General features: G+C 76.7%; 20 protein-coding genes and 2 tRNA genes. 7 read left to right on the top strand and 15 right to left on the bottom strand.

The genetic code is table 11. From position 1 onward, the window contains the following. Positions 1 to 66: 66 nt before the first annotated feature. Positions 67 to 1,146, bottom strand: a complete 1,080-nt coding sequence (locus Q0789_RS09670) for an alcohol dehydrogenase catalytic domain-containing protein (protein WP_298804661.1) — start codon at positions 1,144 to 1,146, stop codon at positions 67 to 69. Positions 1,147 to 1,435: 289 nt separating this feature from the next. Here Q0789_RS09670 and Q0789_RS09665 point away from each other — a divergent pair, with 289 nt between their 5' ends. The 3 genes from Q0789_RS09665 to Q0789_RS09655 all read left to right on the top strand — a co-directional run bounded on the left by Q0789_RS09665 (position 1,436) and on the right by Q0789_RS09655 (position 5,899). Then, the gene (locus Q0789_RS09665) at positions 1,436 to 2,446 is read left to right on the top strand and encodes a sugar-binding transcriptional regulator (RefSeq protein WP_298804595.1); all 1,011 of its coding nucleotides are present in this window, start codon (positions 1,436 to 1,438) and stop codon (positions 2,444 to 2,446) included. 70 nt (positions 2,447 to 2,516) lie between these two features. Further along, complete coding sequence (gene valS, locus Q0789_RS09660; protein WP_298804594.1) at positions 2,517 to 5,126, top strand: valine--tRNA ligase; 2,610 nt, start codon at positions 2,517 to 2,519, stop codon at positions 5,124 to 5,126. 110 nt (positions 5,127 to 5,236) lie between these two features. Then, the gene (locus tag Q0789_RS09655; RefSeq protein ID WP_298804591.1) at positions 5,237 to 5,899 is read left to right on the top strand and encodes a methyltransferase domain-containing protein; all 663 of its coding nucleotides are present in this window, start codon (positions 5,237 to 5,239) and stop codon (positions 5,897 to 5,899) included. Between the two features lie 31 nt (positions 5,900 to 5,930). Here Q0789_RS09655 and clpX read toward each other — a convergent pair whose 3' ends face one another. From clpX to Q0789_RS09630, 5 genes are all read right to left on the bottom strand, one after another. Next, positions 5,931 to 7,220, bottom strand: a complete 1,290-nt coding sequence (gene clpX, locus Q0789_RS09650) for an ATP-dependent Clp protease ATP-binding subunit ClpX (RefSeq protein ID WP_298804589.1) — start codon at positions 7,218 to 7,220, stop codon at positions 5,931 to 5,933. Between the two features lie 148 nt (positions 7,221 to 7,368). Further along, positions 7,369 to 8,043: an ATP-dependent Clp protease proteolytic subunit gene (locus Q0789_RS09645; protein WP_298804587.1), complete on the bottom strand. Its 675-nt coding sequence runs from the start codon at positions 8,041 to 8,043 to the stop codon at positions 7,369 to 7,371. 11 nt (positions 8,044 to 8,054) lie between these two features. Then, on the bottom strand, positions 8,055 to 8,687 hold the full coding sequence (locus tag Q0789_RS09640; RefSeq protein ID WP_298804585.1) for an ATP-dependent Clp protease proteolytic subunit: 633 nt from the start codon (positions 8,685 to 8,687) through the stop codon (positions 8,055 to 8,057). Between the two features lie 562 nt (positions 8,688 to 9,249). Then, complete coding sequence (gene tig / locus Q0789_RS09635; protein WP_298804583.1) at positions 9,250 to 10,629, bottom strand: trigger factor; 1,380 nt, start codon at positions 10,627 to 10,629, stop codon at positions 9,250 to 9,252. Between the two features lie 170 nt (positions 10,630 to 10,799). Further along, positions 10,800 to 10,873, bottom strand: a tRNA-Pro gene (locus tag Q0789_RS09630). 254 nt (positions 10,874 to 11,127) lie between these two features. Here Q0789_RS09630 and Q0789_RS09625 point away from each other — a divergent pair. Both Q0789_RS09625 and Q0789_RS09620 read left to right on the top strand, forming a co-directional pair. Continuing rightward, the gene (locus tag Q0789_RS09625) at positions 11,128 to 12,372 is read left to right on the top strand and encodes a benzoate/H(+) symporter BenE family transporter (protein WP_298804581.1); all 1,245 of its coding nucleotides are present in this window, start codon (positions 11,128 to 11,130) and stop codon (positions 12,370 to 12,372) included. A 33-nt stretch (positions 12,373 to 12,405) separates the two neighbouring features. Continuing rightward, positions 12,406 to 12,479, top strand: a tRNA-Gly gene (locus tag Q0789_RS09620). 53 nt (positions 12,480 to 12,532) lie between these two features. On the opposite strand, the gene Q0789_RS09615 is transcribed toward Q0789_RS09620, so the two are convergent. The 4 genes from Q0789_RS09615 to Q0789_RS09600 all read right to left on the bottom strand — a co-directional run bounded on the left by Q0789_RS09615 (position 12,533) and on the right by Q0789_RS09600 (position 15,634). Next, positions 12,533 to 12,946 (bottom strand): SRPBCC family protein, encoded by a 414-nt coding sequence (locus Q0789_RS09615; RefSeq protein WP_298804578.1) that lies wholly within the window; start codon positions 12,944 to 12,946, stop codon positions 12,533 to 12,535. Next, complete coding sequence (locus tag Q0789_RS09610; protein WP_298804576.1) at positions 12,943 to 14,184, bottom strand: PP2C family protein-serine/threonine phosphatase; 1,242 nt, start codon at positions 14,182 to 14,184, stop codon at positions 12,943 to 12,945. The genes Q0789_RS09615 and Q0789_RS09610 overlap by 4 nt, the downstream gene beginning before the upstream one ends. A gap of 72 nt (positions 14,185 to 14,256) precedes the next feature. Then, the gene (locus tag Q0789_RS09605; RefSeq protein WP_298804574.1) at positions 14,257 to 15,159 is read right to left on the bottom strand and encodes a DNA-formamidopyrimidine glycosylase family protein; all 903 of its coding nucleotides are present in this window, start codon (positions 15,157 to 15,159) and stop codon (positions 14,257 to 14,259) included. Between the two features lies 1 nt (position 15,160). After that, complete coding sequence (locus Q0789_RS09600; RefSeq protein ID WP_298804572.1) at positions 15,161 to 15,634, bottom strand: ribose-5-phosphate isomerase; 474 nt, start codon at positions 15,632 to 15,634, stop codon at positions 15,161 to 15,163. A 117-nt stretch (positions 15,635 to 15,751) separates the two neighbouring features. On the opposite strand from Q0789_RS09600, the gene Q0789_RS09595 reads away from it, so the two are divergent. Beyond that, positions 15,752 to 16,495 carry a DUF429 domain-containing protein gene (locus tag Q0789_RS09595; RefSeq protein WP_298804570.1) on the top strand — a complete coding sequence of 248 codons (744 nt, stop codon included), beginning with the start codon at positions 15,752 to 15,754 and terminating at the stop codon, positions 16,493 to 16,495. A 57-nt stretch (positions 16,496 to 16,552) separates the two neighbouring features. Here Q0789_RS09595 and Q0789_RS09590 read toward each other — a convergent pair whose 3' ends face one another. The 4 genes from Q0789_RS09590 to Q0789_RS09575 all read right to left on the bottom strand — a co-directional run bounded on the left by Q0789_RS09590 (position 16,553) and on the right by Q0789_RS09575 (position 22,331). Next, positions 16,553 to 16,966: a GntR family transcriptional regulator gene (locus Q0789_RS09590; RefSeq protein WP_298804568.1), complete on the bottom strand. Its 414-nt coding sequence runs from the start codon at positions 16,964 to 16,966 to the stop codon at positions 16,553 to 16,555. After that, positions 16,963 to 17,859 carry a hypothetical protein gene (locus Q0789_RS09585; RefSeq protein WP_298804565.1) on the bottom strand — a complete coding sequence of 299 codons (897 nt, stop codon included), beginning with the start codon at positions 17,857 to 17,859 and terminating at the stop codon, positions 16,963 to 16,965. Before Q0789_RS09585 ends, Q0789_RS09590 begins: the two co-directional genes overlap by 4 nt. 103 nt (positions 17,860 to 17,962) lie before the next feature. Next, positions 17,963 to 21,511: an ABC transporter ATP-binding protein gene (locus Q0789_RS09580; RefSeq protein ID WP_298804563.1), complete on the bottom strand. Its 3,549-nt coding sequence runs from the start codon at positions 21,509 to 21,511 to the stop codon at positions 17,963 to 17,965. Between the two features lie 193 nt (positions 21,512 to 21,704). Then, a complete protein-coding gene (locus Q0789_RS09575) occupies positions 21,705 to 22,331 on the bottom strand; it encodes a DsbA family protein (protein ID WP_298804561.1) in 627 nt (208 codons plus the stop codon). 141 nt (positions 22,332 to 22,472) lie between these two features. Between Q0789_RS09575 and pepN the strand changes: the two genes are divergently transcribed. Beyond that, on the top strand, positions 22,473 to 25,028 hold the full coding sequence (gene pepN / locus Q0789_RS09570; protein WP_298804559.1) for an aminopeptidase N: 2,556 nt from the start codon (positions 22,473 to 22,475) through the stop codon (positions 25,026 to 25,028). A gap of 144 nt (positions 25,029 to 25,172) precedes the next feature. Here pepN and Q0789_RS09565 read toward each other — a convergent pair whose 3' ends face one another. Continuing rightward, positions 25,173 to 25,658: a GNAT family protein gene (locus Q0789_RS09565; RefSeq protein WP_298804557.1), complete on the bottom strand. Its 486-nt coding sequence runs from the start codon at positions 25,656 to 25,658 to the stop codon at positions 25,173 to 25,175. Positions 25,659 to 25,905 lie beyond the last annotated feature (247 nt).

Here is a 25,905-nt window from a genome sequence, read left to right as displayed (position 1 = left end):
CGGCGGCCGGAGCGCATCCCGGGCCGTTGGGCGGGGCGGGGCGGCCCGACGACCCAACGGCAGCGGTCAGGCCTGCGGGCGGCCGTCGGGGATGAGCGACACCTTGACCGAGCGCGAGGAGTCCGAGACCAGGTCCAGGCCCTCCTGGAAGCGGGACACCGGGAGCTGGTGCGAGCAGATGTCGTCCAGCGGGAGGACACCGGACTCGATCATCGCGATGGCGGCCGGCCACGTGTAGGCGCCGAGGTGGGCGCCCAGCACGTCGAGCTCCTTGTCGTCGCTGATGATCGACCAGTCGACCGAGACGGCCTCCTTGAAGACCGAGTACTCGACGTAGGTGCCGCGCTTGCGCAGGAGGTTGAGGCCCTGCCCGACCGCGGACGGGTGGCCGGTGCCCTCGATGTAGACGTCGGCGCCCTCGCCGTCGGTGAGACCGCGGACGACCTCGAGGACGTCCTCCTCCGCGATGTTGACCACCACGTCGGCGCCGCACCTCCTGGCCAGCTCGAGCTTGGCCGGGACCGCGTCCAGCGCCACGACGTGAGCGGGTGACTTGGCGCGGGCGCCGGCGACCATGCCCAGCCCGATGGGTCCGCACCCCGCGACCACGACGGTGTCGCCGAAGCGGATGCCGGCCCGCTCCACCGCGTGCAGCGAGCACGCCAGGGGTTCGGCGAAGGCGGCGTGCTGGGGCGGGATGGACGGGTCCACCCGGTGCACCCGCGCGTTGGCGGGGAAGACCATGTACTCGGCCATGGCTCCCGGCGTCGCCCTCTTGAAGCCGAACATGACGTGCGGACCGCACATGTGGTAGTCGCCCCGCAGGCAGTACCGGCACTGCCCGCACGGGACGATCTGCTCCGCGACGACGCGGTCCCCGACCTGCACGCCCCAGCGCCGGGCGGCCTCGTCGTCGATCTCGGCGACCTCGCCGACGAACTCGTGCCCGGGGACGACCTCGGTCTCCGCCCACGCCGGCCGGGACTCGTCGCCCCAGAACTTCGCGGCGCCGTGGTAGCACTTCAGGTCGCTCGCGCAGATCCCCACCGCTTGGACGCGCACGAGCGCCTCCCCCGGACCCGGGGTCGGCACGGGCAGCTCCTCCAGCCGGTAGTCCTGCGGGCCGTGGCAGACGACGGCCTGCATCGTCCTGGTCCCCACGTCCTGGGTGGTCTCGCTCACATCAGGCTCCTCACCGTGTTCGCCGCGTCGCTGCGTGCCGGCCCGGGTGCAGGCCGGTCGGCTCCTGCGCCGACGGCAGGGACGCTAGGACACCGCAGCACGCCTGTCCAGCACATCTGTGCACCGTGTTGGTCGTCGCCGTCGACGACCGTGCCGGCCGGCGCGGCGGACGAGCCTCCCCCCTACGCTGTGGCCGGGGGCACGGGGACGGTGAGGTCCCGGGGGCGCCCGGGCGGCGGCGGGAGGAGGGCTCATGGCCAGCGCGACACCGGCCGCACCGTCGGCTTCGCCGGGCCCTCGCGAGGACGGCGCCGGGGCCCGCTTCTCCCCGGAGCTCATGTACGCCGCCGCGCGCATGTACTACGTCGAGGAGGCGACCCAGGCGCAGGTCTCCGCGCGGCTGGGCACGAGCCGCGCGACCGTCAGCCGACTGCTGTCCGAGGCCAGGCGCCAGGGCATCGTGCGGATCGAGGTCGTCCCGCCCGCCCCTGCGGACGACGGCGACCTCGCCGACCGGCTCGCGAGCGTCCTGGGGCTCCGCGCCGTCCACCTCGGCGCCGCGGCGCCCACCGGCCGGTCACCGGACCTCGGCATCACGCTGGGGCCCGTCGTGGCACGGGTCCTCGCGGGGGTGGGACTCGGGCCGGGCGACGTCCTCCTCGTGTCGTCCGGACGCAGCACCTACGAGGTCGCGGGGACCGACCTCCCGCACCTCCCCGGGGTCCGCGTCGCCCCGACCGTGGGGGGGACCGACCAGGCGGACGCCTGGTACCAGACGAACGAGGCCACGCGGCGGGTCGCCGAGCGCCTCGGGGGGACGCCGCTGTTCCTCTTCGCGCCGGCCCTGCCCGGACCGGGGCTCTACGAGGAGCTGCTCGCCGACCCGGGCACCCGACGCGTCCTCGACGCGTGGGACGAGGCCAAGGTGGCGCTGGTGGGCATCGGCGCCCCGCCGCGCACGCGCACCTCGCTGGCGTCGTTCGTCGACCGGAGCGACCCCGTGATCATGGATGCGACGGGCGACGTCTGCAACCGCTTCTTCGACGAGGAGGGGCGGCCGGTGGCCTTCCGCGGAGCGGAACGACTCGTGGCGACGACGTTGGACCACCTGCGCGCGCTCGAGCGCTGCGTCGCCGTGGCGGTCGGGACGGAGAAGGTCCCGAGCATCACGGCCGCTGCCCGGGCCCGCTGCATCACCGACCTCATCACCGACCCCGTCACCGCCCGCGCCCTCCTGGCCGCGAACAGGCCCGAGGCCACGTGAGGGCCACGTCCCGCCCGCCCCGGCCCGTCGGGGGTCGGGGCGGCGTCCGGTCGTCTGGGAAGATCGGCCCATGCCCGACGCGCGCACCCCGCAGGTCCCCGACAAGCCCTCCCTCGACGGCCTCGAGGACCGCTGGGCCCCCGTCTGGGAGGACGCCGGCACCTACCGCTTCGACCGCGGCGCCGAGCGGGCGGACGTCTTCTCCGTCGACACGCCCCCGCCGACGGCGTCCGGGTCGCTCCACGTCGGCCACGTCTTCTCCTACACGCACACCGACCTCGTGGCGCGCTTCCAGCGCATGCGCGGGAAGCACGTCTTCTACCCGATCGGCTGGGACGACAACGGCCTGCCCACCGAGCGGCGGGTGCAGAACTACTTCGGCGTCCGCTGCGACCCCTCGCTCCCCCACGACCCGGGCTTCGAGCCGCCCCAGCGCGGTGGCGAGGGCAAGAGCGTCAAGGCGGCCGACCAGGTGCCCGTCGACCGCCGCACCTTCACCCGCCTGTGCGTGGAGCTGACGCACGAGGACGAGAAGGCCTTCGAGGCGCTCTTCCGCCGCCTCGGGCTGTCGGTGGACTGGACGCAGCAGTACACGACCATCGACGACCGCTCCCGCGCCGTCTCCCAGCAGGCCTTCCTCGCGAACCTCGAGCGCGGGCAGGCCTACCAGGCCCAGGCGCCGGGGCTGTGGGACGTCACCTTCCAGACCGCTGTCGCGCAGGCCGAGCTCGAGGCCCGCGACTACCCCGGCGCTTTCCACCGGGTCGCCTTCTCCCGCAGCGGCTCCGGCGAGCCGGTCCACATCGAGACGACGCGCCCCGAGCTCATCCCCGCCGTCGTGGCGCTCGTCGCCCACCCCGACGACGAGCGCTACCAGCCGCTGTTCGGCACGACGGTGCGCTCGCCGCTCTTCGACGTCGAGGTGCCCGTGCTGGCGCACCCCGCGGCCGAGCCCGACAAGGGCGCGGGCATCGCCATGTGCTGCACCTTCGGCGACCTCACCGACGTCCAGTGGTGGCGCGACCTGCAGCTGCCGACCCGCCCCGTCGTGGGGCGCGCGGGCCGCCTCGACCGCGAGACCCCCGAGTGGATCACCAGCGAGGGCGGGCGCGAGGTGTACGGCCGCCTCGCCGGCAAGACGGCGTTCTCCGCGCGCGAGGCCGTCGTCGACGCCCTGCGCGAGAGCGGCGACCTCGACGGCGAGCCCGTGCCGACCCAGCGCAAGGCCAACTTCTTCGAGAAGGGCGACAAGCCGCTCGAGATCGTCACGAGCCGGCAGTGGTACCTGCGCAACGGCGGCCGCGACGCCGACCTGCGCCGGCAGCTGCTCGACCGCGGCGCCGAGCTCGACTTCCACCCCGCCTTCATGCGCGTGCGCTACGAGAACTGGGTCGGCGGGCTCACCGGGGACTGGCTCGTCAGCCGCCAGCGCTCCTACGGCGTCCCGATCCCCGTCTGGTACCCGCTCGACGAGGACGGCGAGCCCCGCCACGACGCGCCGATCACCCCGGCCGTCGCCGACCTGCCCGTCGACCCCTCGAGCGACGCGCCCGCGGGCTACGAGGAGTCGCAGCGGGGCGTCCCGGGCGGGTTCGTCGGCGAGACCGACGTCATGGACACCTGGGCGACGTCGTCGCTGAGCCCGCAGATCGCCGGCGGGTGGGGCGAGCACGACGGCGACGCCGACCTGTGGTCGCGCGTGGCGCCCTTCGACCTGCGCCCGCAGGGGCAGGACATCATCCGCACCTGGCTGTTCTCGACGGTCGTGCGCGCCCACCTCGAGGACGACGCCCTGCCGTGGCGGAACGCGGCGATCAGCGGCTGGATCCTCGACCCCGACCGCAAGAAGATGAGCAAGTCCAAGGGCAACGTCGTCACGCCGCTGGACCTCCTCGAGAAGCACGGCACCGACGCCGTCCGCTACTGGGCCGCCTCGGCCCGGCTCGGCACGGACGCCACCTTCGACGAGGCGCAGATGAAGGTCGGGCGGCGCCTGGCCATCAAGGTGCTCAACGCCAGCAAGTTCGTCCTCGGCTTCGGTTCGGCGCCCGTCGAGGACGTCACCGAGCCGGTCGACCGCGCGGTGCTCGCCGGCCTGGCCGACGTCGTCGAGGAGGCCACCGCCGCCCTCGAGGCCTACGACCACCAGCGCGCGCTCGCGGTCACCGAGACCTTCTTCTGGCGCTTCTGCGACGACTACCTCGAGCTGGTCAAGGACCGGGCGTACGCGGGCGGCGCCGCCGACGCCGGCGCGGGCGCCCGGTCGGCCCGGGCCGCGCTCTCGGCCGCCCTCGACGTGCTGCTGCGCCTCCTCGCGCCGTTCATCCCCTTCGCGACGGAGGAGGTGTGGTCGTGGAGCCACGACGGCGCCTCCGTGCACCGCGCGGCGTGGCCCGTCTCCGCCCCCCTGCGCGACGCGGCCGGCGACGCCGAGCCCCGCCTCCTGGGCGTCGTCGGCAGCGCGCTGGCCGGCGTCCGCAAGGCCAAGTCGCAGGCGAAGGTCTCGCAGCGCACCGAGGCCTCGCACGCCGTCGTCTCGGCCCCCGCCGCCGACGTCGCGCTGCTGCGCTCCGCGGCGGACGACCTCCGGGGCGCCGGGCGCGTGCGCGAGCTCGACCTGCGCGAGGACGGCGACGAGGTCGTCGTCAGCGACGTGGAGCTCGTCACCGAGGAGGGCTGAGCCGCCGGCCGGCTCGCCCGCCCGGACGGACCGCGCTCCGTCCGCGCGGGCGACGCCCCTCCGCCCGCCCGGACCTGCCGCGGCGGGCGGCGGCGCGCCACCATGGGCGCGTGAGCAGGGGGCGTCGGACCGGGTCCGTGACCGACGCGACGGGGCGCGTGCGCCGGGCGTTCGACGCCTCGGCCGCGCGCTACGACCGCTCCATGGCGCAGGCCGAGCGGTGGGTCCTCGGCGAGCAGCGCCGGTGGGCGGTCTCCCGGGCGCGCGGGCGCGTCCTGGAGATCGCCGTGGGGACGGGCCTGGACCTGCCGCTCTACGGCGAGGGGGTCGACGAGGTCGTCGGCGTCGACCTCTCCCCCGCGATGCTCGACGTCGCCCGACGGCGGCTGCGGGACCGCGGACCGGGCGGGCCGCCCGTCGAGCTGCGCGTCGGGGACGCCCAGGCGCTCGACCTCCCGACGGCGTCCGTCGACACCGTGGTCTCGACGTACTCGCTGTGCGCCGTCCCGGACCCGGCCCGGGCGCTGGACGAGGCCCGTCGCGTCCTGCGCCCCGGCGGCCGGCTGGTCCTCGTCGAGCACGGCCCGGCGCTCACTCGCTGGGTGCGCGCGGGCCAGCGCCTCCTCGACCCGGTGACGGTGCGCCTGCACGAGGAGCACCTGCTGCGCGACCCGGCCGAGGCCGCACGCGGGGCGGGCTTCGACGTCGCCGAGGTCGACCGCGGCGGACGCGCCGGCCTGGTCCACCGCGTGCTCGCCGCAGCACCCCGCTAGCGCGGCGGGCGGGGGCGGGCCGCGCCCTCCGTCAGGCCGACTTCTCCCGGCGCTCGCGCTTGCGGGGAGCGGCCGTGCCGGCGTCGCGCGGCACGAGGGTCGGCAGCACGTTCTCCAGGACGACCTCGCGGGTGATGACGACGCGGGCGACGTCCTCGCGGGAGGGGATGTCGAACATGACCGGCATCAGCACCTCCTCCATGATCGCGCGCAGGCCGCGGGCGCCCGTGCCGCGCAGGATCGCCTGCTCGGCGATGGCGCGGACGGCGTCGGGCGTGAACTCGAGCTCGACGCCGTCGATGTCGAACATGCGCTGGTACTGGCGCACGAGCGCGTTGCGCGGCTCGGTGAGGATCTTCACGAGCGCGTCGGCGTCGAGCTTGCTCACCGTCGTGATGACCGGGAGGCGGCCGATGAACTCGGGGATGAGCCCGAACTTCGTGAGGTCCTCCGGCATCACCTGCCCGAAGACGTCGACGTCCTCGTTCTTCGTGTGGAGCTGGGCGCCGAAGCCGACGCCGCCCTTGCCGACGCGGGAGGCGATGATCTCCTCGAGGCCGGCGAAGGCGCCGCCGACGACGAAGAGCACGTTGGCCGTGTCGATCTGGATGAACTCCTGGTGCGGGTGCTTGCGCCCGCCCTGCGGCGGCACCGACGCCGTCGTCCCCTCGAGGATCTTCAGCAGCGCCTGCTGCACGCCCTCGCCGGAGACGTCGCGCGTGATCGACGGGTTCTCGCTCTTGCGGGCGATCTTGTCGACCTCGTCGATGTAGATGATCCCCTGCTCGGCCTTCTTGACGTCGTAGTCGGCGGCCTGGATGAGCTTGAGGAGGATGTTCTCGACGTCCTCGCCCACGTAGCCCGCCTCGGTGAGGGCCGTGGCGTCGGCGATGGCGAACGGCACGTTGAGCATCCGGGCGAGGGTCTGCGCCAGGTACGTCTTGCCGGTGCCCGTCGGGCCGATGAGGAGGATGTTCGACTTGGCGAGCTCGACCGCGTCCTCGCGGGCGGCACCCGCGGCCGGGACGGCCTGGACCCGCTTGTAGTGGTTGTAGACCGCGACGGCCAGCGCCCGCTTGGCGGCGTCCTGGCCGACGATGAACTCCTCGAGGAAGTCGAAGATCTCGCGCGGCTTCGGGAGGTCCACGAGGCCGAGCTCGCTGGCCTCCGCCAGCTCCTCCTCGATGATCTCGTTGCAGAGGTCGATGCACTCGTCGCAGATGTACACGCCGGGTCCGGCGATGAGCTTCTTGACCTGCTTCTGGCTCTTCCCGCAGAACGAGCACTTCAGCAGGTCGCCACCGTCACCGATGCGCGCCACGGCCCTGCTCCTCCCTGCTGCTGCTCACCCGGCGTCCGCCGGGCCGTCCATCACACCACGCGGCCCGCCTCGGCGGGGCCGCCGCGCCGGGCGGGCGGGAAGTCCACCCGCCCGGCGCGCTGGGCTCGTCGACGCGAGCCGCCCGGCGTCACGCCGGGACCTGCACCCGCCCCTTGCGGCTCGGCAGGATCTGGTCCACCAGGCCGTAGTCGAGCGCCTGGGGGGCCGTGAGGATCTTGTCGCGCTCGATGTCCAGGCGCACCTGCTCGACGTCGCGGTTGCTGTGCAGCGCCGTCGTCTCCTCGAGCCAGTTGCGCATGCGCAGCGCCTCGGCCGCGTGGATCTCGATGTCCGAGGCCTGCGCGTAGTCGCCGCTGGAGAGCGCCGGCTGGTGGATGAGCACGCGCGCGTTCGGCAGCGCCAGGCGCTTGCCGGGAGCCCCGGCCGCGAGGATCACGGCCGCCGCGGACGCCGCCTGCCCGAGGCAGACGGTCTGGATGTCCGGCTTGACGTACTGCATCGTGTCGTAGATCGCCGTCAGCGCCGTGAAGGAGCCGCCGGGCGAGTTGATGTACATGACGATGTCGCGGTCCGGGTCCATGGACTCCAGGACGAGGATCTGCGCCATGACGTCGTCGGCGGACGCGTCGTCCACCTGCACCCCGAGGAAGATGACGCGGTCCTCAAAGAGCTTGTTGTACGGGTCCTGCCGCTTGAAGCCGTAGGCCGTCCGCTCCTCGAACTGCGGGAGGATGTAACGGCTGCTGGGCGACTGCGGCGCCACCCCGCCCGCGGCGCGGGCGATCGCGCTGTGGTCTGCCATCGGTGCCCTCCTCAGCTCGTGCCGCCACCGCCGCGGACGTCCGCGGCGTGGGCCTCGACGTGGTCGATGAAGCCGTACTCGAGCGCCTCGGCGGCCGTGAACCACCGGTCGCGGTCGTTGTCGAGGTTGATCTGCTCGACCGACTTGCCGGTCTGCTGCGCCGTCAGCTCGCTGAGCGTGCGCTTCATGTTGTTGATGAGCTCCGCCTGGATCCGGATGTCGCTCACCGTGCCGCCGAAGCCGCCGGAGGGCTGGTGCATCATGATCCGCGCGTGCGGCGTCGCGTAGCGCTTCCCCTTGGCGCCCGAGGACAGCAGGAACTGCCCCATCGACGCCGCGAGGCCCATGCCGTACGTCGCCACGTCGGGCTTGACGAACTGCATCGTGTCGTAGATCGCCATGCCGGCCGTCACCGAGCCGCCGGGCGAGTTGATGTAGAGGTGGATGTCCTTGTCCGGGTCCTCCGCCGCCAGCAGCAGCATCTGCGCGCAGATGGCGTTGGCGTTCTCGTCGCGGACCTCGGAGCCCAGCCAGATGATCCGCTCGCGGAGCAGCCGCTGGTAGATGTGCTCGTCGAGCCCCACGCTCCCGCCGGGCCCGCGGGCGGTCACGCCGTCCGCGCCTGGTGCGTTCACCACGCTCATCGCTCCGTCCTCGACGGGGCTGCCCGCTGGCGCGGGCTCCGCCCCTGCTCGTCCGTCCTGCACTGCACCGGTCCCCGCTCGTCCGGCGCTCTCGCGCCGGGCCCGCCGGGGCTCCGGAGGTCATCCCTCAAGGTCTGGCAGCGACCCTAACCCCCTGCCCCCGGCCGCCGTTCCGGCGCACCGCGGGTGTTCGCCGTGGGCGCACCGCGCTCCCCCGGCCGGGCGCCAGCGCCGCTCTTCCGGAGGCTCCGGTGGATCGTCGGACCGATGCAGGGGGCGCGCTGGCTCGGGCTGGGTGCGGGGGGCCGGGTGCGACCCGGGCGCTGGCTACGCGCGTGGTCGGGGCTCACGCCCCGGCCACGCTGCTCGCCTGACGTGCCCGGGTCGCACCCGGCCCCCCGCCGTCCACGTCACCTCGGGCGTCGCACCCGGCCCCCCGCCGTCCGCTCGCCTCGGGCGTCGCCGCACGGCTCGTCCGACCTGGGGACGACCGTCCGTCCGGCCGCCCCGGGGACGGCGACGCCCCGGTCCGCGGGGCGGCCGGGGCGTCGTCGGGGCTGCGTCAGTCGCGCGTGGTGCCGTCGGCGTCGGACGCCTCGGTGGCCTCGGCCGGGGCCTCCTCGGCGGGCAGGTCGCCGGCCGCGTCGGTCGCCTCGTCGAGGTCGGTGGCCTCGGGGCCGTCCTCGTCCTCGGAGAGGTCGACGCGGTTGCCGGAGGCGTCGGTGATGGTCGCGCCCTCGAGGACGACGGCGAGGCCCTTGCGGCGGGCGACCTCGGAGACCATCGCCTGGACCTGGCCGGCCTCCTGGACGGCCTGGGCGAAGGCGCTGGGCTCCATGCCCATCTGCGGGGCCGTCTGCACGAGGTACTCGACGAGCTCCTCCTGCGAGACCTGGACCGCCTCGGCCTCCACGACGGCGTCGAGGAGCAGCTGGGTGCGCAGCGCCTGCTGCGTCTGCTCGGTGACCTCGGCGCGGTGCTCGTCGTCCTCGAGCCGGCCCTCGCTCTCGAGGTGGCGCTGGACCTCGGCCTCGACGAGGGCCTCGGGGACGGGCACCTCGACGGTCTCGCGCAGGACCTCGAGGACCTTGTCGCGCGCCTGGACGCCCTGCTCGAGGACGGCGGCCTTGCGGGCCTGCTCGCGCAGGTCGGCGAGGAGCTCCTCGGCGGTGTCGAACTCCGACGCCATCTGCGCGAAGTCGTCGTCGGCCTCGGGGAGCTGGCGCTCCTTCACCGACTGCACGGTGACGGTGACCTGGGCCTCCTGGCCGGCGCGGTCGCCGCCGGCGAGGGGCGCCGTGAAGGTGGCCTGCTCGCCCGCGGACAGGCCGGTGACGGCCTCGTCGGTGCCGTCGAGCATCGTGCCCGCGCCCACCTGGTAGGAGATGCCCTCGGCGGTGTCGATCTCCTCGCCGTCGATCTCGGCGCGGATGTCGATCGAGAGGAAGTCGCCGTCCTGCACGGGGCGCTCGACGCCGGTGAGCGTGCCGAAGCGCGCACGCAGGGCGTCGAGGCGCGTGGTCACGTCCTCCTCGGAGACCTCGACGTCGTCGACGGAGACCTCGATGGAGGCGTAGTCGGGCAGGGCGATGGTCGGGCGGACGTCCACCTCGGCCGTGAAGGCGAGCTGGCTGCCCTCGTCGACGGGGACCTCGGTCACCTCGACCGACGGCTGGCCGAGCACGCGGAGCTCCTGCTCCTGGGCGGCGCGGCTGTAGAACTCCGGCAGGGCGTCGTTGACGGCCTCCTGCAGGACGGCGGCACGACCGACGCGCTGGTCGATGATGCGCGGCGGCACCTTGCCGCGGCGGAAGCCGGGGACCGTGACCTGCTGGCCGATCTCCTTGTAGGCCTTGTCGAGGCTCGGCTTCAGCTCGGCCAGGGGGACCTCGACGGTCAGCTTGACCCGGGTCGGCGTGAGGGTCTCGACGGCGCTCTTCACTGCGCGGGCTCCCGTTGCGGATTCGACGTGCGCCCCTGACCCCTCGACGGGGCTCCTCACCTCGGACGGCGGGACGGGCGCGGACCAGCACCCCACCCTAGCCGCGGCGCCGGGCCCGCGACGAACCCGCGGCGGGCGCAGCGGCGCGCACGCCGGTGCGCGGCCCGGCGTCGGGGTACCCGGATTCGAACCGGGGGCCTTCCGCTCCCAAAGCGGACGCGCTACCAAGCTGCGCCACACCCCGCGGCCGTCGGCGCCCCGGGCCCGCGCGGGCGCCCGGCGACGTCGACCGCCGCTGGCAGCCTAGACGGCGGCCGTGGACGCGCCCGCGGCTCGCACCCCCGGGCTGCCAGGATCCCCCGCCCGGCGCGCGGGACCACCGCGGCCACCGGACCTCACCCGCCTCCCGTCCCGCCCCCGTGCCCCCTCCCCCCGTACCCAGTGCCCCGTGCCCAGCGCCCAGCGCCCAGCGCCCCGAGAGACGACGGAGCCGCCGCCGTGACACCACCTCGCCCGTCGGGCCGCAGCCGCGGCGAGCGGCCCCGCGGGGACCTCGCCCAAGCGGTGGGCGCCGGCGTCGTCGCGGCCGTCACGGGCTTCGCCAGCACCTCGGCCGTCGCCCTCGCCGGCCTCGCCGGGGCGGGGGCGACGCCCGCGCAGGCCGCGTCCGGGCTGCTGGCCGTCGCGGTGGTCTCCGGCCTCGTGGGCGCGGCCCTCAGCGCGCGCACGCGCATGCCGCTGTCGGTGGCCTGGTCGACGCCCGGGGCCGCCCTGCTGGCGACGTCGGGGCGCGACGACTTCCCGGCGGCCGTCGGGGCCTTCTGCCTCGCCGGCCTCCTCGTCGTCCTGTGCGGCCTCGTGCGGCCGCTCGGGCGCGCGCTGACGTCGATCCCCGCCCCGCTGGCGGCGGCCATGCTCGCCGGGATCCTCCTGCCGCTGTGCCTGGCGCCCGCGCGGGCCGCGGCGCAGACCCCGCTGCTCGCGCTACCCGTGCTCGCCGTCTGGCTGGCGCTCGTCGTGCTGGCCCCCCGCTGGGCCGTCCCCGCGGCCCTGCTCGCCGCCGTGGCCGTCGTGCTGGCCACGGGCGGCCTCGGCGCCCTGGGCGAGGTGCCGCTCGCCCCCGCGGTGGAGGTGGTGGCGCCGCGGCTCGACGTCGGGGCCCTCCTGGGCATCGGGCTGCCGCTCTTCGTCGTCACGATGGCGGGGCAGGACATCCCCGGGCTGGCGATCCTGCGTCACCACGGCTACGCGCCGCCGGCCCGCGCGGCCCTCGTCAGCACCGGGCTCGCGTCCGCGGCGGCGGCGCCGCTCGGCGCGCACGCCGTCAACCTCGGCGCCGTGACGGCAGCCCTCACGGCGGGCCCGGACGCGGGGCCGGACCCGGCGCGGCGCTGGCGCGCGTCGGTGGCGAACGGCGCCGCCCTCGTCCTCCTCGGCCTGTCCGCGCCCGCCGTCACCGCCGTCGTCACCGCCTCCCCCGGCCTGCTCGTCGAGGCCGTCGCCGGCCTCGCGCTCCTCGGCAGCCTCGGCGGCGCGCTGCGCACGGCGGTGGCGGGGCGGGAGGGTGACGGCCAGGCCCTGCTGGCCCCGCTCGTCGTCCTCGCGGTGAGCGCCTCGGGGGTCACGGTCGCGGGCGTGGGCTCGGCCTTCTGGGGCCTGCTCGTCGGGCTGGGCCTCCACCTGCTGCTGCGCCGCCGCAGCGGCGCGCCGGAGGGCGTCGGCGAGGAGCCGGACGGTCGCTAGGGTGGGGCCGCACCGGCGTCTTCGCCGGTCGCTGCGGGTGTAGCTCAATGGTAGAGCCCCAGTCTTCCAAACTGGCTACGCGGGTTCGATTCCCGTCACCCGCTCCACCGCCCGGCGCGCGTCGTGGTCAGGGGGGCGCGTCGTCGCCGGCGGGCGCGCGTCAGGGCCGCACGAGGCGCGCCAGAGCCAGCCGCGCCGGGGCCAGGTAGCCCAGCACCACGGGCGCCGGCCCGCGCAGCACGAGCCAGGTCCGGCTCCCGCCGGCCGCGGCGACGACGCCGTGCTCGAGCCGCAGGCGGACCCCCGGCAGCCGCGGGCGCCCGAGGACGACCGTCCACGACCACGTGCGGGCGGCCTCGTCCACGGCGTCGACGACGACGTCGGCGCGCAGCCCGGCCGGGCCGTGCACCGCCCCGCGGGCGCCCGACGCGATGCGCGGCGGGAGGTCGACGGCCCGCACCTGCGGCGACCAGCCGCTCCAGCGCGCCGTCCGGGCGTAGCGGTCCCAGACCTCCTCCGGCGGGGCGTCGCCCGACGCCTGCAGGCGAAGGCGCAGGTCCGCCCCGCGCCTCACGACGGGTCCCGCTCCCGTCCCGGGGAGTGCGACGGGTCCGGCTCCGGGTCGCGCCAGAGGACGACGACGGAGCGGTCGTCGTCCTCGGCGGCCACGGCGTCGACGAGCCGGCGCGCGCTGCCCCCGAGCCCGGGACCGGAGGTGAGGTCGCCGGCCGCCCGGGCCAGCAGGTCGATGCCCGCGGCGAGGTCGCGCCCCGGCGCCTCGACGACGCCGTCGGTGTAGAGGATGAGGGCGTCACCGGGCTCGAGGACCCCGCGGACGGAGGGGAAGTCGACGTCCGGCAGCAGGCCGAGCGCGGGCCCGCCCTCCACCTCGACGGGCACCCAGCGGTCGGGCGCGCCGGCCCGGTGTCGCAGCAGCGGCGGGTGGCCCGCGCTCGCCGCGGCGTACTCGCCCGTGGCGAGGTCGAGGCTCACGTGCACGGCCGTGGCGAAGCCCTCGGGCCAGCGCTGGCCGAGGAGGTAGTCGTTGGCCGACGGGAGCAGGCGCTCGGTGGGCAGCGCGCCGACGAGCCCGCCGTACGCGCCCGACAGCAGCAGGGCGCGCGTCCCCGCGGCCGTGCCCTTGCCGGAGACGTCGACGAGCAGGACGTCGAGGCGCCGCCCGCGGTGGTGGGCGAGGACGAAGTCGCCCGCGAAGCCGTCCCCGTAGGCCGACCGGACGGCGTGCTCGAGCCGCCACGGCGCCGGCAGCCCGCTCACCCGGCTCTGGGCGCGCAGCCGGTCGCGCAGCTCGACGAGCATCGACTCGCCCTGCGCGCCGTGGACGCCGAGCCGCTCGCGGCTGCGGGCGATGAGGACGACGACGCCCGCCACCGCGGCGAGCACCCCGAGCACCGTGGGGTTGATGGACGTCTGGACCGCGTCGACGACGTCGGCCCGGACACCGCGCGGCACCTGGCCGTTGCGCCGCGGCACGACGTAGACGAGCGCCGTCGTGACGAGGAACAGCAGCATCGCCAGCTGCCGCAGGCGCAGGAAGTACCCGCCGAGGACGATGACGACGGACAGCGCGGAGGCGGGCGCCCACCGCGGGGCGGTGAGCGCCACGACCACCCAGCACACGACGAGGCCCGTGCCCACCCACAGGCGGAAGGTCTGCGACGGCAGGAGCCTCAGCTGGAGCAGCCACACGAGGCGGCGGCGTCGCTCGCCGAGCCACTCCCCGGCCGCGGACGGCACCCAGGTGGGCGCGGCGGCGCGCCTCCCGGGGGCGGTGCGGCTCTCGGTCGGCACGGGGCCACGGTACCGAGCGGTCGCGGGCGGCGAGGCCCGCTCCCGTCGGCCCGCCGCCGCTCGCGGGCGCGCTCAGCCCGCGGCGGCGGACCGAGCGGCGGTCACCGGGGCCTCGGCGAGGGGACCGGCCTCGGCCAGGACCGGCGGGAGGTCCGGCAGGCCCGCCTGGCACACGGGGCACCAGTAGAGGTTGCGGCCGACGAGCTCGCGGGTGAGGACGGTCGTCCCGCACACGCGGCAGGGCAGGACGGCGCGCCGGTAGACGTAGTGGGCGTCCTCGCGGCGGACGCGACCGCGACGGCGCCCCTCGGGCCGGTCGGCGGGGAGGGTCGTGACGATGGACCCGCGCCGGACGCCGTCGCGCAGCAGGAGGACGAGGTCCTCCCACAGGGCCAGTGCGCGCTCGCGCCCGACCTCGACGCCGGGGGCGAAGGGGTCGGTGCGGGCGCGGAAGAGCGCCTCGGCGCGGTAGACGTTGCCGACGCCCGCCACCACCGCCTGGTCCATGAGCAGCGCCGCCACCGAGGTGCGGCTGCGCGCCACCCGCGCGGCGAAGACCTCGGGGTCGCCGTCGCGCCGCAGCGGGTCCGGCCCGAGGCGCGAGCGGGCCTCCTCCTTCTCGGCCGTGGTGAGGACCTCGCACGCCGTCGGGCCGCGCAGGTCGGCCCACACGCCCCCGCCGTCGGCCCCGGCCCCGCGCAGCCGCACGCGCAGGGCGCCGCGGGGCTCGGGCGGCTCTCCCGTGCCGAAGGCCCACTTGCCGTAGAGGCCGAGGTGGACGCGCATCCAGCGGCCGCCCTCGAAGCCGAGGAACATCTGCTTGCCGTGGGCCTCGGCGCGCAGCAGCGCCGTGCCGTCGAGCAGGGCCGCGCCGTCGGCGAACCGGCCCTGCGGGCTCGAGACCGCGAGCACCTGCCCGCGGAAGTCGCGGCGGAAGACGTCAGCGAGGCGGCGGACGCTGTGGCCCTCGGGCACCTCAGGCGCCGGCCGGCGGCACGGGGCGGTCGCCGCGCTCGTACGCGCCCACCTGCTCGATGCGCCGCGCGTGCCGCCCGTCGCCGGAGAAGGGCTCGGCGAGGAAGGCGTCGACGAGGCCCGTGGCCTCCTCGACCGAGTGCTGGCGGGCCCCGACCGCGACGACGTTCGCGTCGTTGTGCTGGCGGGCCAGGCGCGCCGTCTCGAGGTTCCAGGCCAGGGCGGCGCGGACGCCGACGACCTTGTTGGCGGCGATCTGCTCGCCGTTGCCCGACCCGCCGACGACGACGCCGAGGCTGCCCGGGTCGGCGACGACCGCCTCCCCCGCGGCGATGCAGAAGGCCGGGTAGTCGTCCTGCGGCTCGTAGCTCTCGGGCCCGTGGTCGACGACGTCGTGCCCGGCGTCGCGCAGGTGCGCCACGAGGCCCTGGACGAACTCGAAGCCGGCGTGGTCGGTGGCGACGTGGACGCGCATGCTCCAGATCACAGCACACGCGCCGCCGCCCGGCCCGGCCCCGTCGGTCCTCGGTCGTGCCGACCGGGACCGCCGACCGAGGGCGCCGGCCGACGCCCGCGGTGCGAGGCTCCGCCCGTGGCCGGGGCGATGGGCGTGGACGGGGCCGCGGGCCGCTGGGCCTGCGCGCTGTGGGCGGGCCCGGGCGCGGCGCCCGTGCTCCTGCTGGCGGAGGACCCGGCCGACGTGCGCCGTCGGGCGCTCGAGCACGGCGTCGACGCGGTGGGGCTCGACCTCCCGCTCGGGCTCGTCGAGGAGGGCTCCCGCGGGGCCGACCTGGCCGCCCGGCGGGCGCTGCTCGCGCTGGCCGACGGCCCGGACGCCCGCTCGGCGGGCTCCCGCGTCTTCCTCACCCCCGCCCGCCCCGTCGTGGAGCACGGCGGCAGCTACGCCGAGGCGCGCGCCCTGGCCCGGTCCCACGGCGCCCCGAGCCCCAGCGCGCAGGCCTTCGCCCTGCTGGCCCACGTGCGCGCCTGGGACGGGGAGGCGCGCCGCTGGCCGGACCTCGGCGCCCCTCCCCTGCTGGAGGTGCATCCCGAGGTCTCGCTCGCCCGGATGGCCGGCCGGGTCCTCGCCCCCAAGCGCAGCGCCCGCGGCGCGGCCCAGCGCCTCGAGGTCCTCGCCGGCGACCGGGGACTCGCCTGCGGCCGCGCGGCCCTGGACGGCGCGCTGGCCGCCGCCCCGCTGGGCGTGGCCCTCGACGACGCCCTGGACGCGGCCGCCGTCGCCTGGTCGGCCCGCCGCGCGGCCGGGGGCCGCGCCGAGCCGCTGGCCGAGGGCGAGCAGCGCGACGGCGACCGGCTCGTCGCGATCTGGGTCTGAGCCCGAGGGGGCCGACGACGACGGGCCGTCGCCCCGGACCGCCGTCGCCGTGCGGTCTCAGCCCGTCTCGCGGTGGGGGCGGAGCGCGTCGAGCGCCGCGCGGACGGCGGCGAGCACCTCGTCGTCGGCGGCGCCCAGCCCCCGCGCGCGGGCGACGAGCTGCAGCGCCATCCCCTCGAGACGCGGCCCGGCGACCTCCGTGGGGGTGCGGACGGCAGCGGCGCTCCCCGCGACGCGCGTCCCCCCTCCGCGCCGGGACGTGACGAGACCGGCGGCCTCCAGCTCGCGGTAGGCGCGCCCCACGGTGCCCACGGCCAGACCGAGGTCCGCGGCGAGCTGGCGCAGCGGCGGGAGGCGCTCGCCGGGGCCGAGGGCGCCGGTGGTGACGAGGTCGGCGAGCTGGGCGCGGACCTGCTCGTAGGGCGGCGTGGGGTCGTCCTCGGTGACGACGACCCGCAGCGCCCCGCTCACGCCCGGACCGGCACGGCCGCGGTCCGCAGCGCACCGCCGGGCACGGCCAGCACCGCGAGGCACCAGCCGAGCAGCGCCGTGGACGCCGGGACGAGCACGCCCGCGGCGACGAGCGCCGCGACGCCCGCCGCAGAGGGGCAGTCGTGGTGGGACCCCGTCATGACCGTGATCGCCAGCACCCCCGCGAGGGGGGCGCTGACGAGGACGCCGCACGCCGCCGTGACCGCCTCGCCCGCGCGGGCGCGCAGGGCGGCGTCGACCCGCTCGAGCTCCTCACCCTCCGCCACCGCCGGGCGCCCGACGACGCGACCCAGCACGAGCGCGGCGACGAGCAGGCCGCCCAGCACCGCCGCGGCGAGCGGCGCGGCGTAGTACGAGCCCGGCCACGGGCCGACCCCGAAGCTCGTGCTCGGCGAGCAGGAGCCGGTGAGGCTGCGTCCCGCCCGTCCGAGGTCGTCGGGCGAGCCGAGCGCCGTGGTGGTCGCCAGGAGGACGAGGAGCACCACGGCCGCGGCGACGACGAGGGCGACGGTCCGGCGGGGCACGACGTCGCGGACCCGCCGGACGGAGAGCGCTGCGCTGCGCCGCCCGCGCCTGCGCGGGCGGACCAGGAGCTCACCGGCGAGGACGCCCGCGAGGAGCACCAGCCCGAAGGCGGCGGGGGCGAGCATCGGGCCGCGGCCGAGCGTGCCCGCACCGGCGACGGACCACGCGGCCACCGCGCCCAGCACCGCTCCTCCCCAGCGCCAGGCGAGCGTGCGGCGCGCCGCCCGGCGCCCCTCGACGGTCTCGGCGCCCGCCACGACGGCACCCCGCCGGGCACGGGCGACGGCGCCGAGGAGACCGGCTACGAGGGCGACCAGGAGGGCGGATGCGGGGACGACGGCGACCACGGGGGCTCCTCGGCTCGGGGAGGAGAGCGTCCCGCTGCCGAGCTGTTGTGTCAACATATCGACACAAGCGGTGGAGGGCCGGTCCGGGCCGGCTGCGCCCCGGTCAGCCCGCGAGGTGGCCCCACCGGCCCTCGAGCTCGGTCCACGGCCCGCTGGCCGCGAGGCGGCCCTCCTCGAGCACGACGACCCGGTCGGCGCGCGCCAGGGCCGAGCGCTTCGACGTCGACCCGACGACGGTCGTGCCCCGGCGCCGCAGCGACTCCCACAGCTCGACCTCCGTGCGGGCGTCGAGGGCCGAGCTGACGTCGTCCGCCACGAGGAGCTCGGCCTCGGTGGCGAGCGCGCGGGCCAGGGCGAGGCGCTGCACCTGCCCGCCCGACAGCCGCACGCCGCGGTGGCCCACGAGCGCCCCGTGCCCGCCGGCGCGCTCGACGTCGGGACCCATGCGCGCGTCCGCGAGCGCGCCGTCGGCGGCCCGGGCGTGGTCGAGCACGACGTTGTCGGCGAAGGTGCCCGACAGGACGCGCGGCACCTGGCCGACCCACGCCACCTGCCCGGGGCGCAGGAAGAGCTGGGGGTCGTCGACCTCCCGGTCGTTCCACACGAGCCGGCCCTCGTGGTCGACGAGGCCCGCCAGCGCGCCGAGGAGGCTCGACTTGCCGGACCCCACGCGACCGACGAGGAGGACGAGCTCGCCGGCGGCCACCTCGAGGTCGACGCCCTCCACGCCGACGGTGCCGTCGTCGTGGACGGCGGTGAAGCCCTCGAGCGCCAGGCGGCGCAGCGGCGTCCGCGGGGCCGCGTCCGGGGACGGCGCGGTGCCCGCCACGAGGTCGACGCCCGCCGGGAGGGCGACGAGGTCGCCGGTGCCGGCCAGGGCCGACGCCGCCCGCAACCACCGGCGCGCCACGGGGATCTCCGTGATGGCGGCCCCCGCCACCGTGCCGAACCAGGCGGAGCCGGTGACCGCCGTCGTCACGAGCACCGCGGTGCGCAGGTCGAGGGCGCCGAGCAGGTAGAGCGCCCACCCGGCCGCCACGCCGGCCTGGACGAGGACCACGGGCACGCCCTCGAGGAGGGCCTTGGTCCGCATCTCGCGCACGGAGGCGCTCACCCGGACGTCGTCGACCGCCGCGAGGTGGCGGCGCACCGGGCCCACGGCGGCCGCGAGCTTGACGGTCCGGACGGCGTCGAGGGCCGAGACGAGGGAGCTGCCGAAGACGGCGCGCTGGTCGCCGGCGACGCGCGCCGCCCGCCCCATGGCCGGGGCGCCGAGCGCCGACACGAGGGCCGAGCCCACGAGCACGCCGGCGACGACGGCGCCCGCCAGCAGGCTCTGCTCGGCGGCGAGCGCCGTCACGGCGACGACGACGACGCCGATGGTCACGTCGACCCAGCGGTCGGCGTAGATCATCAGGCGGTCGCTGTCGAGGGCCCGGGCCGTGACCTCGCCCGGCGTCGTCCGGGCGAGCCGGCGCTGCTCGGTCTGCCCGCGCAGCACCGCGAGGCGCAGCCTCAGGGCCACCCCGACCCACCACAGCGGGTAGACGCGGAAGGCGAGGAGAAGGGCGACGGGCGAGAGCATCACCGCCGCGACGAGCGGCACGACGACCGGCCAGGGCTCGCGCCCGTCGTCGAGCACGGCGACGACGAGGCCCCACAACCACCCCGTGAGGGCGCCCGAGGCCCCCAGCAGCGAGAGCCCCAGGAAGCCGAGGGTGCCCGTGAGGCCCCACCGCTTGTGCGTGGTGAGGACCCGCAGCACGGTGCGGGGCAGCGAGGTGCGCGGCTCCGGGACCGCGGGCCTCGGCGCTCGGCGAGGCGCGCGGTGGGCGGGAGCGCCCACCGCCGGGCCGGGCGGCACGTCCCCGCCCGCGCGCAGCAGCTCCCGGAAGGGGCCCTCGGCGCGGGCGAGCTCCTCGCGGGGGCCGTGCTGGACGAGGCGCCCCGCCTCCAGGACGGCGACGGCGTCGCAGCGGCGCGTGGTGGACAGGCGGTGGGCGATGACGACGCCGGTGCGCCCGGCGAGCAGCCGCTCGGAGGCGCGCGTCACGCGCGCCTCCGTCTGCGGGTCCATGCGGGCGGTGGCCTCGTCGAGGACGACGAGCGAGACGTCGCGGACGAGCAGGCGGGCGAAGGCGACGAGCTGCTCCTCGCCGGCCGACAGGGTGGTGCCGCCGGTCCCGAGGCGGGTCGCGAGCCCCTCGGGGAGGGCGTCGACCCAGTCCTCGAGGCCGAGCGCCCGCACCGCGCCCTCGACCGCGCCCTCCGGCACGTCCGCGAAGAGGGTGATGTTGTCGGCGAGCGAGGCCGAGAGCAGCTCGGTGCGCTGCGTGACGACCCCGACGGCGCGGCGCAGGTCGTCGACGTCGGCGCGGACGACGTCGACGCCGCCCACGAGCACGGTGCCGGGTGCGGGCTCGACGGCGCGCGAGAGCGCCTTCGCGAGCGTCGACTTGCCGGACCCGCTGCGGCCCACGAGCGCGCACGTCGTGCCGGCCTCGACGACGAGGCTCACCGCGTCGAGGGCGAACCCGCCCTCGTAGCCCACGGACAGCCCGCGCAGCTCCACGTGCGCCGGGCCCGGGGGCAGGTGCGCCCCGCCCTCCGGCTCCTGCGGCGCGGACAGCAGCTGCCGGATCCGGCTCAGCGCCCCGAGGCCCTCCTGGATGTCGGGCAGGTTGTTGCTGACCTGGGCGAGCTGGCCCACGAAGGAGGAGACGAGCAGCCAGAGCGTGACGAGCTCGGCGAGGGCCAGGCCTCCCCCGCCCACGAGGGCGACCCCGGCGACGAGGAGGGCGGCGAGCATGGCGTGCAGCACGAGGCCCGCGCGGGCGGCGAGCCCGGCGGCCGTGCGGCTCGTGGCGCGCACGCGCTCGAGGAGGGCACGGGCGCGCAGCGCGTACTGGCGGACGACGTGCGGCTGGCCGAGCGAGGTGCGGACGTCGTCGCGGCCCGCGACCGACTCCTCCAGGTGGGAGGAGTGCTCGGACCAGGCGACCTCCTCGAGCACCTTGAGGCGCGCCACCTCGGGCGCCCGGCGGCGCACGGCGAGCCAGGCCAGCCCGGCGACCACGGGGAAGGCGACGATCGCCGGCCACCAGAGGATCCCCGCCGCGACCCACGAGGCGACGCTGCGCAGCGTGGCGCGGCCCGTGCCCCAGCCGACGGTGCGCAGCAGGGACGACAGCTGCCAGGCGTCGTCGTCGACGCGGTCGAACAGCTCCCCGACGCCCTGCTCCTCGAGCGCGGTGACGGGCTGGCCGAGCACGCGGTCGACGAGGTCGCCCCGCAGGCGGCCCTCCGCACGGCCGACGACGCCGGAGAAGAGGGTGCGGCCGAGGGTGTCGAGCAGGCCGGCTCCGACGAGGACGGCGCCGAGGGCGACGACGAGCGCCGTCGTCGGTCCCTCGGCGGCGCGGCCGGCGAGGACGGCCCCGACCGTCTCGGCGACGGCGGCCACCACCGCGGCGGCCAGGGCGACCCACGAGCCGCGGGCGGCGAGCCGGCGGCCGTCGAGGGGCGCGGGGTCCGCCGGGCGCCCGCCCCCGGCACCCCCTCCCGGCGCCGAGCCGTCGACCGGCGTCGCCCCGGGTGCCGCCGAGCCGGCGCCCCCCGTGGTCACGACGTCCTCCGCACTGGCGCTGCGCACGACGGCTCGTCGCCCCCTCGGTCACCGGAGCCGGCGGCGGCGCCCTGGCGGGCGCCCGTCCTGGCCGGCGACCGCCACGCTAGACCCGCCCCCCGACGGCGGCCGACGGCTTTTCCGGGGCGCCGCGGGGGTCCGGGCGCGACGGGAGCCCCGGACCGGCGGTCCGGGGCTCCGGTCGTGCGAGGGAGGGGCGTCAGTCGAAGACGGGCCCCTGGTCGCGCGTACGCTTGAGCTCGTAGAAGCCCGGCGTCGAGGCGACCGCGACGACGCCGTCCCACAGCCGCGCGGCGTCCTCGCCCTTGGGGGCGGGGGTGACGACGGGCCCGAAGAAGGCGGTCCCGGCGACGGCGATGACGGGCGTGCCCACGTCCTGGCCCACGCGGTCGATGCCCTCGGCGTGGCTCGCGCGCAGCGCGGCGTCGTGGGCGTCGGAGTCCTTGGCCGCGAGCAGCTCGGCCGGCAGCCCCACCTCGGCGAGCGACTCGGCGAGGACGGCGTCCATGTCCGTGCGCCCGCCCGGGTGCACGCGGGTGCCGATGGCGTCGTAGAGCGGCTTGACGTGCTCGGCGCCGTGCTCCTCCTTCGCGGCCGTGACGACGCGGACGGCCGCCCAGGCCCGGTCCATCGCCGCGCGGTACTCCTCGGGGAGGTCGCGCCCCTCGTTGAGGACGGCCAGGCTCATGACCTTCCACTCGACGTCGACGGGCCGCACCTGCTCCACCTCGCCCATCCAGCGGGAGGTCATCCACGCCCAGGGGCACGCGGGGTCGAACCAGAACTCGACGCGCTGGCGCTCGGTCGCGGGGGTCTGCTCGCTCATGGGGCGTGCAGCGCGCGAGGGCGTGGCAGCATTCCGCGCGGTCGTCCCCGGGGCAGCGCAGGGGCGGCGGCGAGGTCGCCGCCGCCGGGGGCGCCCCGGCCGACCGACCGCACCGCCCGACCGCCACGAGGGAGACCCCCAGTGCCCGGCAGCAACCTGACCCGCGACGAGGCCCGCGAGCGCGCAGCGCTCGTCACCGTCGACTCCTACGACGTCGCGCTCGACCTGACGCGCGGCGAGGAGGTGTTCACGTCGACGACGACCGTGCGCTTCTCGGCGCGCGAGGGCGCCTCGACCTGGCTCGACCTCCTGGCGCCCGCGGTGACCGAGCTCGAGGTCAACGGCGAGCGGCGCGACCCCGCCGAGGCCTTCGACGGCGAGCGCGTGCGGCTCGACGGGCTGGCGGAGGACAACGTCGTCCGCGTCGTCGCCGACGCCGCCTACATGACGACGGGCGAGGGCCTGCACCGCTTCGTCGACCCGGTCGACGGCGAGACCTACCTCTACAGCCAGTTCGAGGTGGCCGACTCGCGGCGCGTCCTCGCCGTCTTCGAGCAGCCCGACCTCAAGGCGACCTTCCGCTTCACCGTGACGGCGCCCGACCACTGGACGGTCGTCTCGGTCTCCCCCACGCCCGAGCCCTCCTCGGCCGGCCCGGGCCGCGCCACCTGGTCCTTCGCGCCGACGCCGCGCCTGGCGTCCTACGTGACGGCCGTCATCGCCGGCCCGTACCACCGGGTGGACGGCGAGCTCACGAGCCGGGACGGGAGGACCGTGCCCCTCGGCGTCCTGTGCCGCGCCTCGCTGGCCGAGCACCTCGACGCCGAGGAGGTCATGGACCTCACCCGCCGCGGCTTCGCGCACTACGAGGAGCTCTTCGACCTCGCCTACCCCTTCGCGAAGTACGACCAGCTCTTCGTCCCGGAGTTCAACGCCGGCGCCATGGAGAACGCGGGCGCCGTCACCTTCCTCGAGGACTACGTCTTCCGCAGCCGCGTGCCGGAGGCCATGGTCGAGCGGCGCGCCGTGACGATCCTCCACGAGCTGGCGCACATGTGGTTCGGCGACCTCGTGACGATGCGCTGGTGGGACGACCTCTGGCTCAACGAGTCCTTCGCCGAGTACGCCTCGACCCTCGCGACCGCCGAGGCCACCCGCTTCACCTCCGCCTGGACGACCTTCTCGAGCATGGAGAAGTCGTGGGCCTACCGGCAGGACCAGCTGCCCTCCACGCACCCCGTCGTCGCCGACATCCGCGACCTCGAGGACGTCGAGGTCAACTTCGACGGCATCACCTACGCCAAGGGCGCCAGCGTGCTCAAGCAGCTGGTGGCCTGGGTGGGCCGCGACCACTTCGACGAGGGCGTCCGCCGGTACTTCCGGGCCCACGCCCACGGCAGCACCGAGCTCTCCGACCTGCTCGTCGAGCTCGAGTCCACCTCGGGCCGCGACCTGCGCGAGTGGTCCGCGCTCTGGCTGGAGCAGGCCGGCGTCACGACGCTGCGCCCGGAGCTCGAGGTCGGCGCCGACGGCACCATGACGTCGGTCGCGGTCCTCCAGGAGGCCCCCGCCGAGCACCCCGTGCTGCGGCCGCACCGCCTGGCGATCGGCTGCTACGACCTCGTCGACGGCCGGCTGCGCCGCACGCACCGGGTGGAGCTCGACGTCGACGGCGCCCGCACCGAGGTGCCCGACCTCGTCGGCCGCCCCCGACCTGCGCTGCTCCTCCTCAACGACGACGACCTCGCGTACGCGAAGGTGCGCCTCGACGACGCGTCGCTGGCCGCGGCCACCGCGCACCTGACCGCCTTCGAGGAGGCCCTCCCCCGGACCCTCGTGTGGGGCGCGGCCTGGGACATGGCCCGCGACGCCGAGCTCCCCGTCGGCGACTTCGTCGAGCTGGTCCTGGGCGGGATCGCCGCCGAGACCGACTCGTCGGTGGTCCTCGTGCTCCTGCGCCAGCTCGCCACGGCGGTGCGCCTCCACACGGCGCCCGAGCGCCGCGCCGCCGTGCGCGCCGACGTCGCCGGCCGCCTGCTCGAGCTGGCCCGGCGCGCCGAGCCGGGCAGCGACCACCAGCTCCAGCTGCTGAAGGCCGGTGCCGCGCACGCCAGCACGCCCGACCAGCTGTCGGCCGTGCGCGGGGTCCTGGACGGCCGGGCGCCCCTGCCCGGCCTCGAGGTGGACGTCGACCTGGCGTGGGACCTGCTCACCGACCTCGTGGCCGCCGGGGACGCCGACGTCGCGGAGGTGGACGCCATGGCCGAGCGCGACGCCACCGCCCGCGGCCAGCGCCTCGCCGTCACCGCCCGGGCGGCGCGCCCCGACCCCGCCGTGAAGGAGGAGGTGTGGGCGTCCGTCGTCGACCGCGGTGACACGCCCGTCGCGCTGCAGGCCGCGGCCATCGCCGGCTTCACCCGGGCGCAGGACCCGGCGCTGCTCGCGCCCTTCGTCGACCGCTACTTCGACGCGATCGCCCGGGTGTGGGCCGAGCGCACGAACGAGACCGCCCAGCAGGTCGTCCTCGGCCTCTTCCCGGACGAGGCGGACGGCGCGGACGTGGCCGCCCGCACGAGCGCGTGGCTCGAGGCGCACCCCGACGCGCCCTCGGGCCTGCGCCGGCTGACGCTCGAGAACCGCGACGGCGTCGAGCGCGCCCGGCGCGCCCAGGAGCTGGACCGCCGCTCGCGCGCCTGAGCGCGAGGCCGGGTGCGCGGCGGCGGTCGCGCGCCCGACGTCCTCCTCGACCGCTCGCCACGACGGCGAAGTGGGGGCTGTGGTCACCGGCGGGGCCGACGGGTGACCACAGCCTCCATCTCGGCGACGCCGTCGACGGCGCCGTCAGCCCCGGTCGGTCCGCACGAGGGCGTGCAGCACGACGTCGCGGTGGGCCCCGCGCCGCCAGCGGGCCCCGCGGGCGACGCCCTCGCGGACGAGGCCCGCGGCCTCGAGCGCGCGCTGCCCGGCGACGTCGTCGGCGTCGGCGTGGCCCTCGACGCGGTGCGCCGTCGTGTGCAGGAGCAGCAGCTCGACGAGCGACTCCACCGCGGCCCCGCCCGTCCCGCGCCCCCGGGCGTCCGGGCGGAGCCACACGGCGACCACGGGGCACCCCGAGCCGCCGGTGGCGCCCCAGCGGTGCTCGTGCCAGCGCCAGGAGACCTCGCCCGCCACGGCGCCGGCGTCGTCGAGGACGGTGAGGACGCCCGCCGCCTCGAGGTCGCACGGGCCGGGCGCGGTGCGGGGCGCGGAGGGACCGACGTCGAAGGGGCGGTCGGCGCCCAGGAGCAGCGGCAGGTCGTCGGGGCGCTGGGGACGCAGCTGGACCATGGCGCGAGTGTGGCGGAGCCCGCGGTCGGCGGCAGCCGCCGGCGCCCGTGCGGCGCCCGGGCTGCTCGGCGGGCGGAGCCCCCCTCGTCCGCCCTATTGGGCTCTGCCGTCGGTTCCGGGCGCGCGATCTGCCATCGAGGCGCTAGTGAGATCGAGGCAGGACATCTCGCCGGCCCGATGTCTCGCCCGGGTCTGATGGAGGCTCTCATCGCACAGGAGAATGAGAATCATGGCAGCACCGAGGAAG

This window comes from uncultured Pseudokineococcus sp. (assembly GCF_947499845.1).
Taxonomy (GTDB): Bacteria; Actinomycetota; Actinomycetes; order Actinomycetales; family Quadrisphaeraceae; genus Pseudokineococcus.
This window is presented reverse-complemented; position numbering and strand designations above follow the sequence as displayed.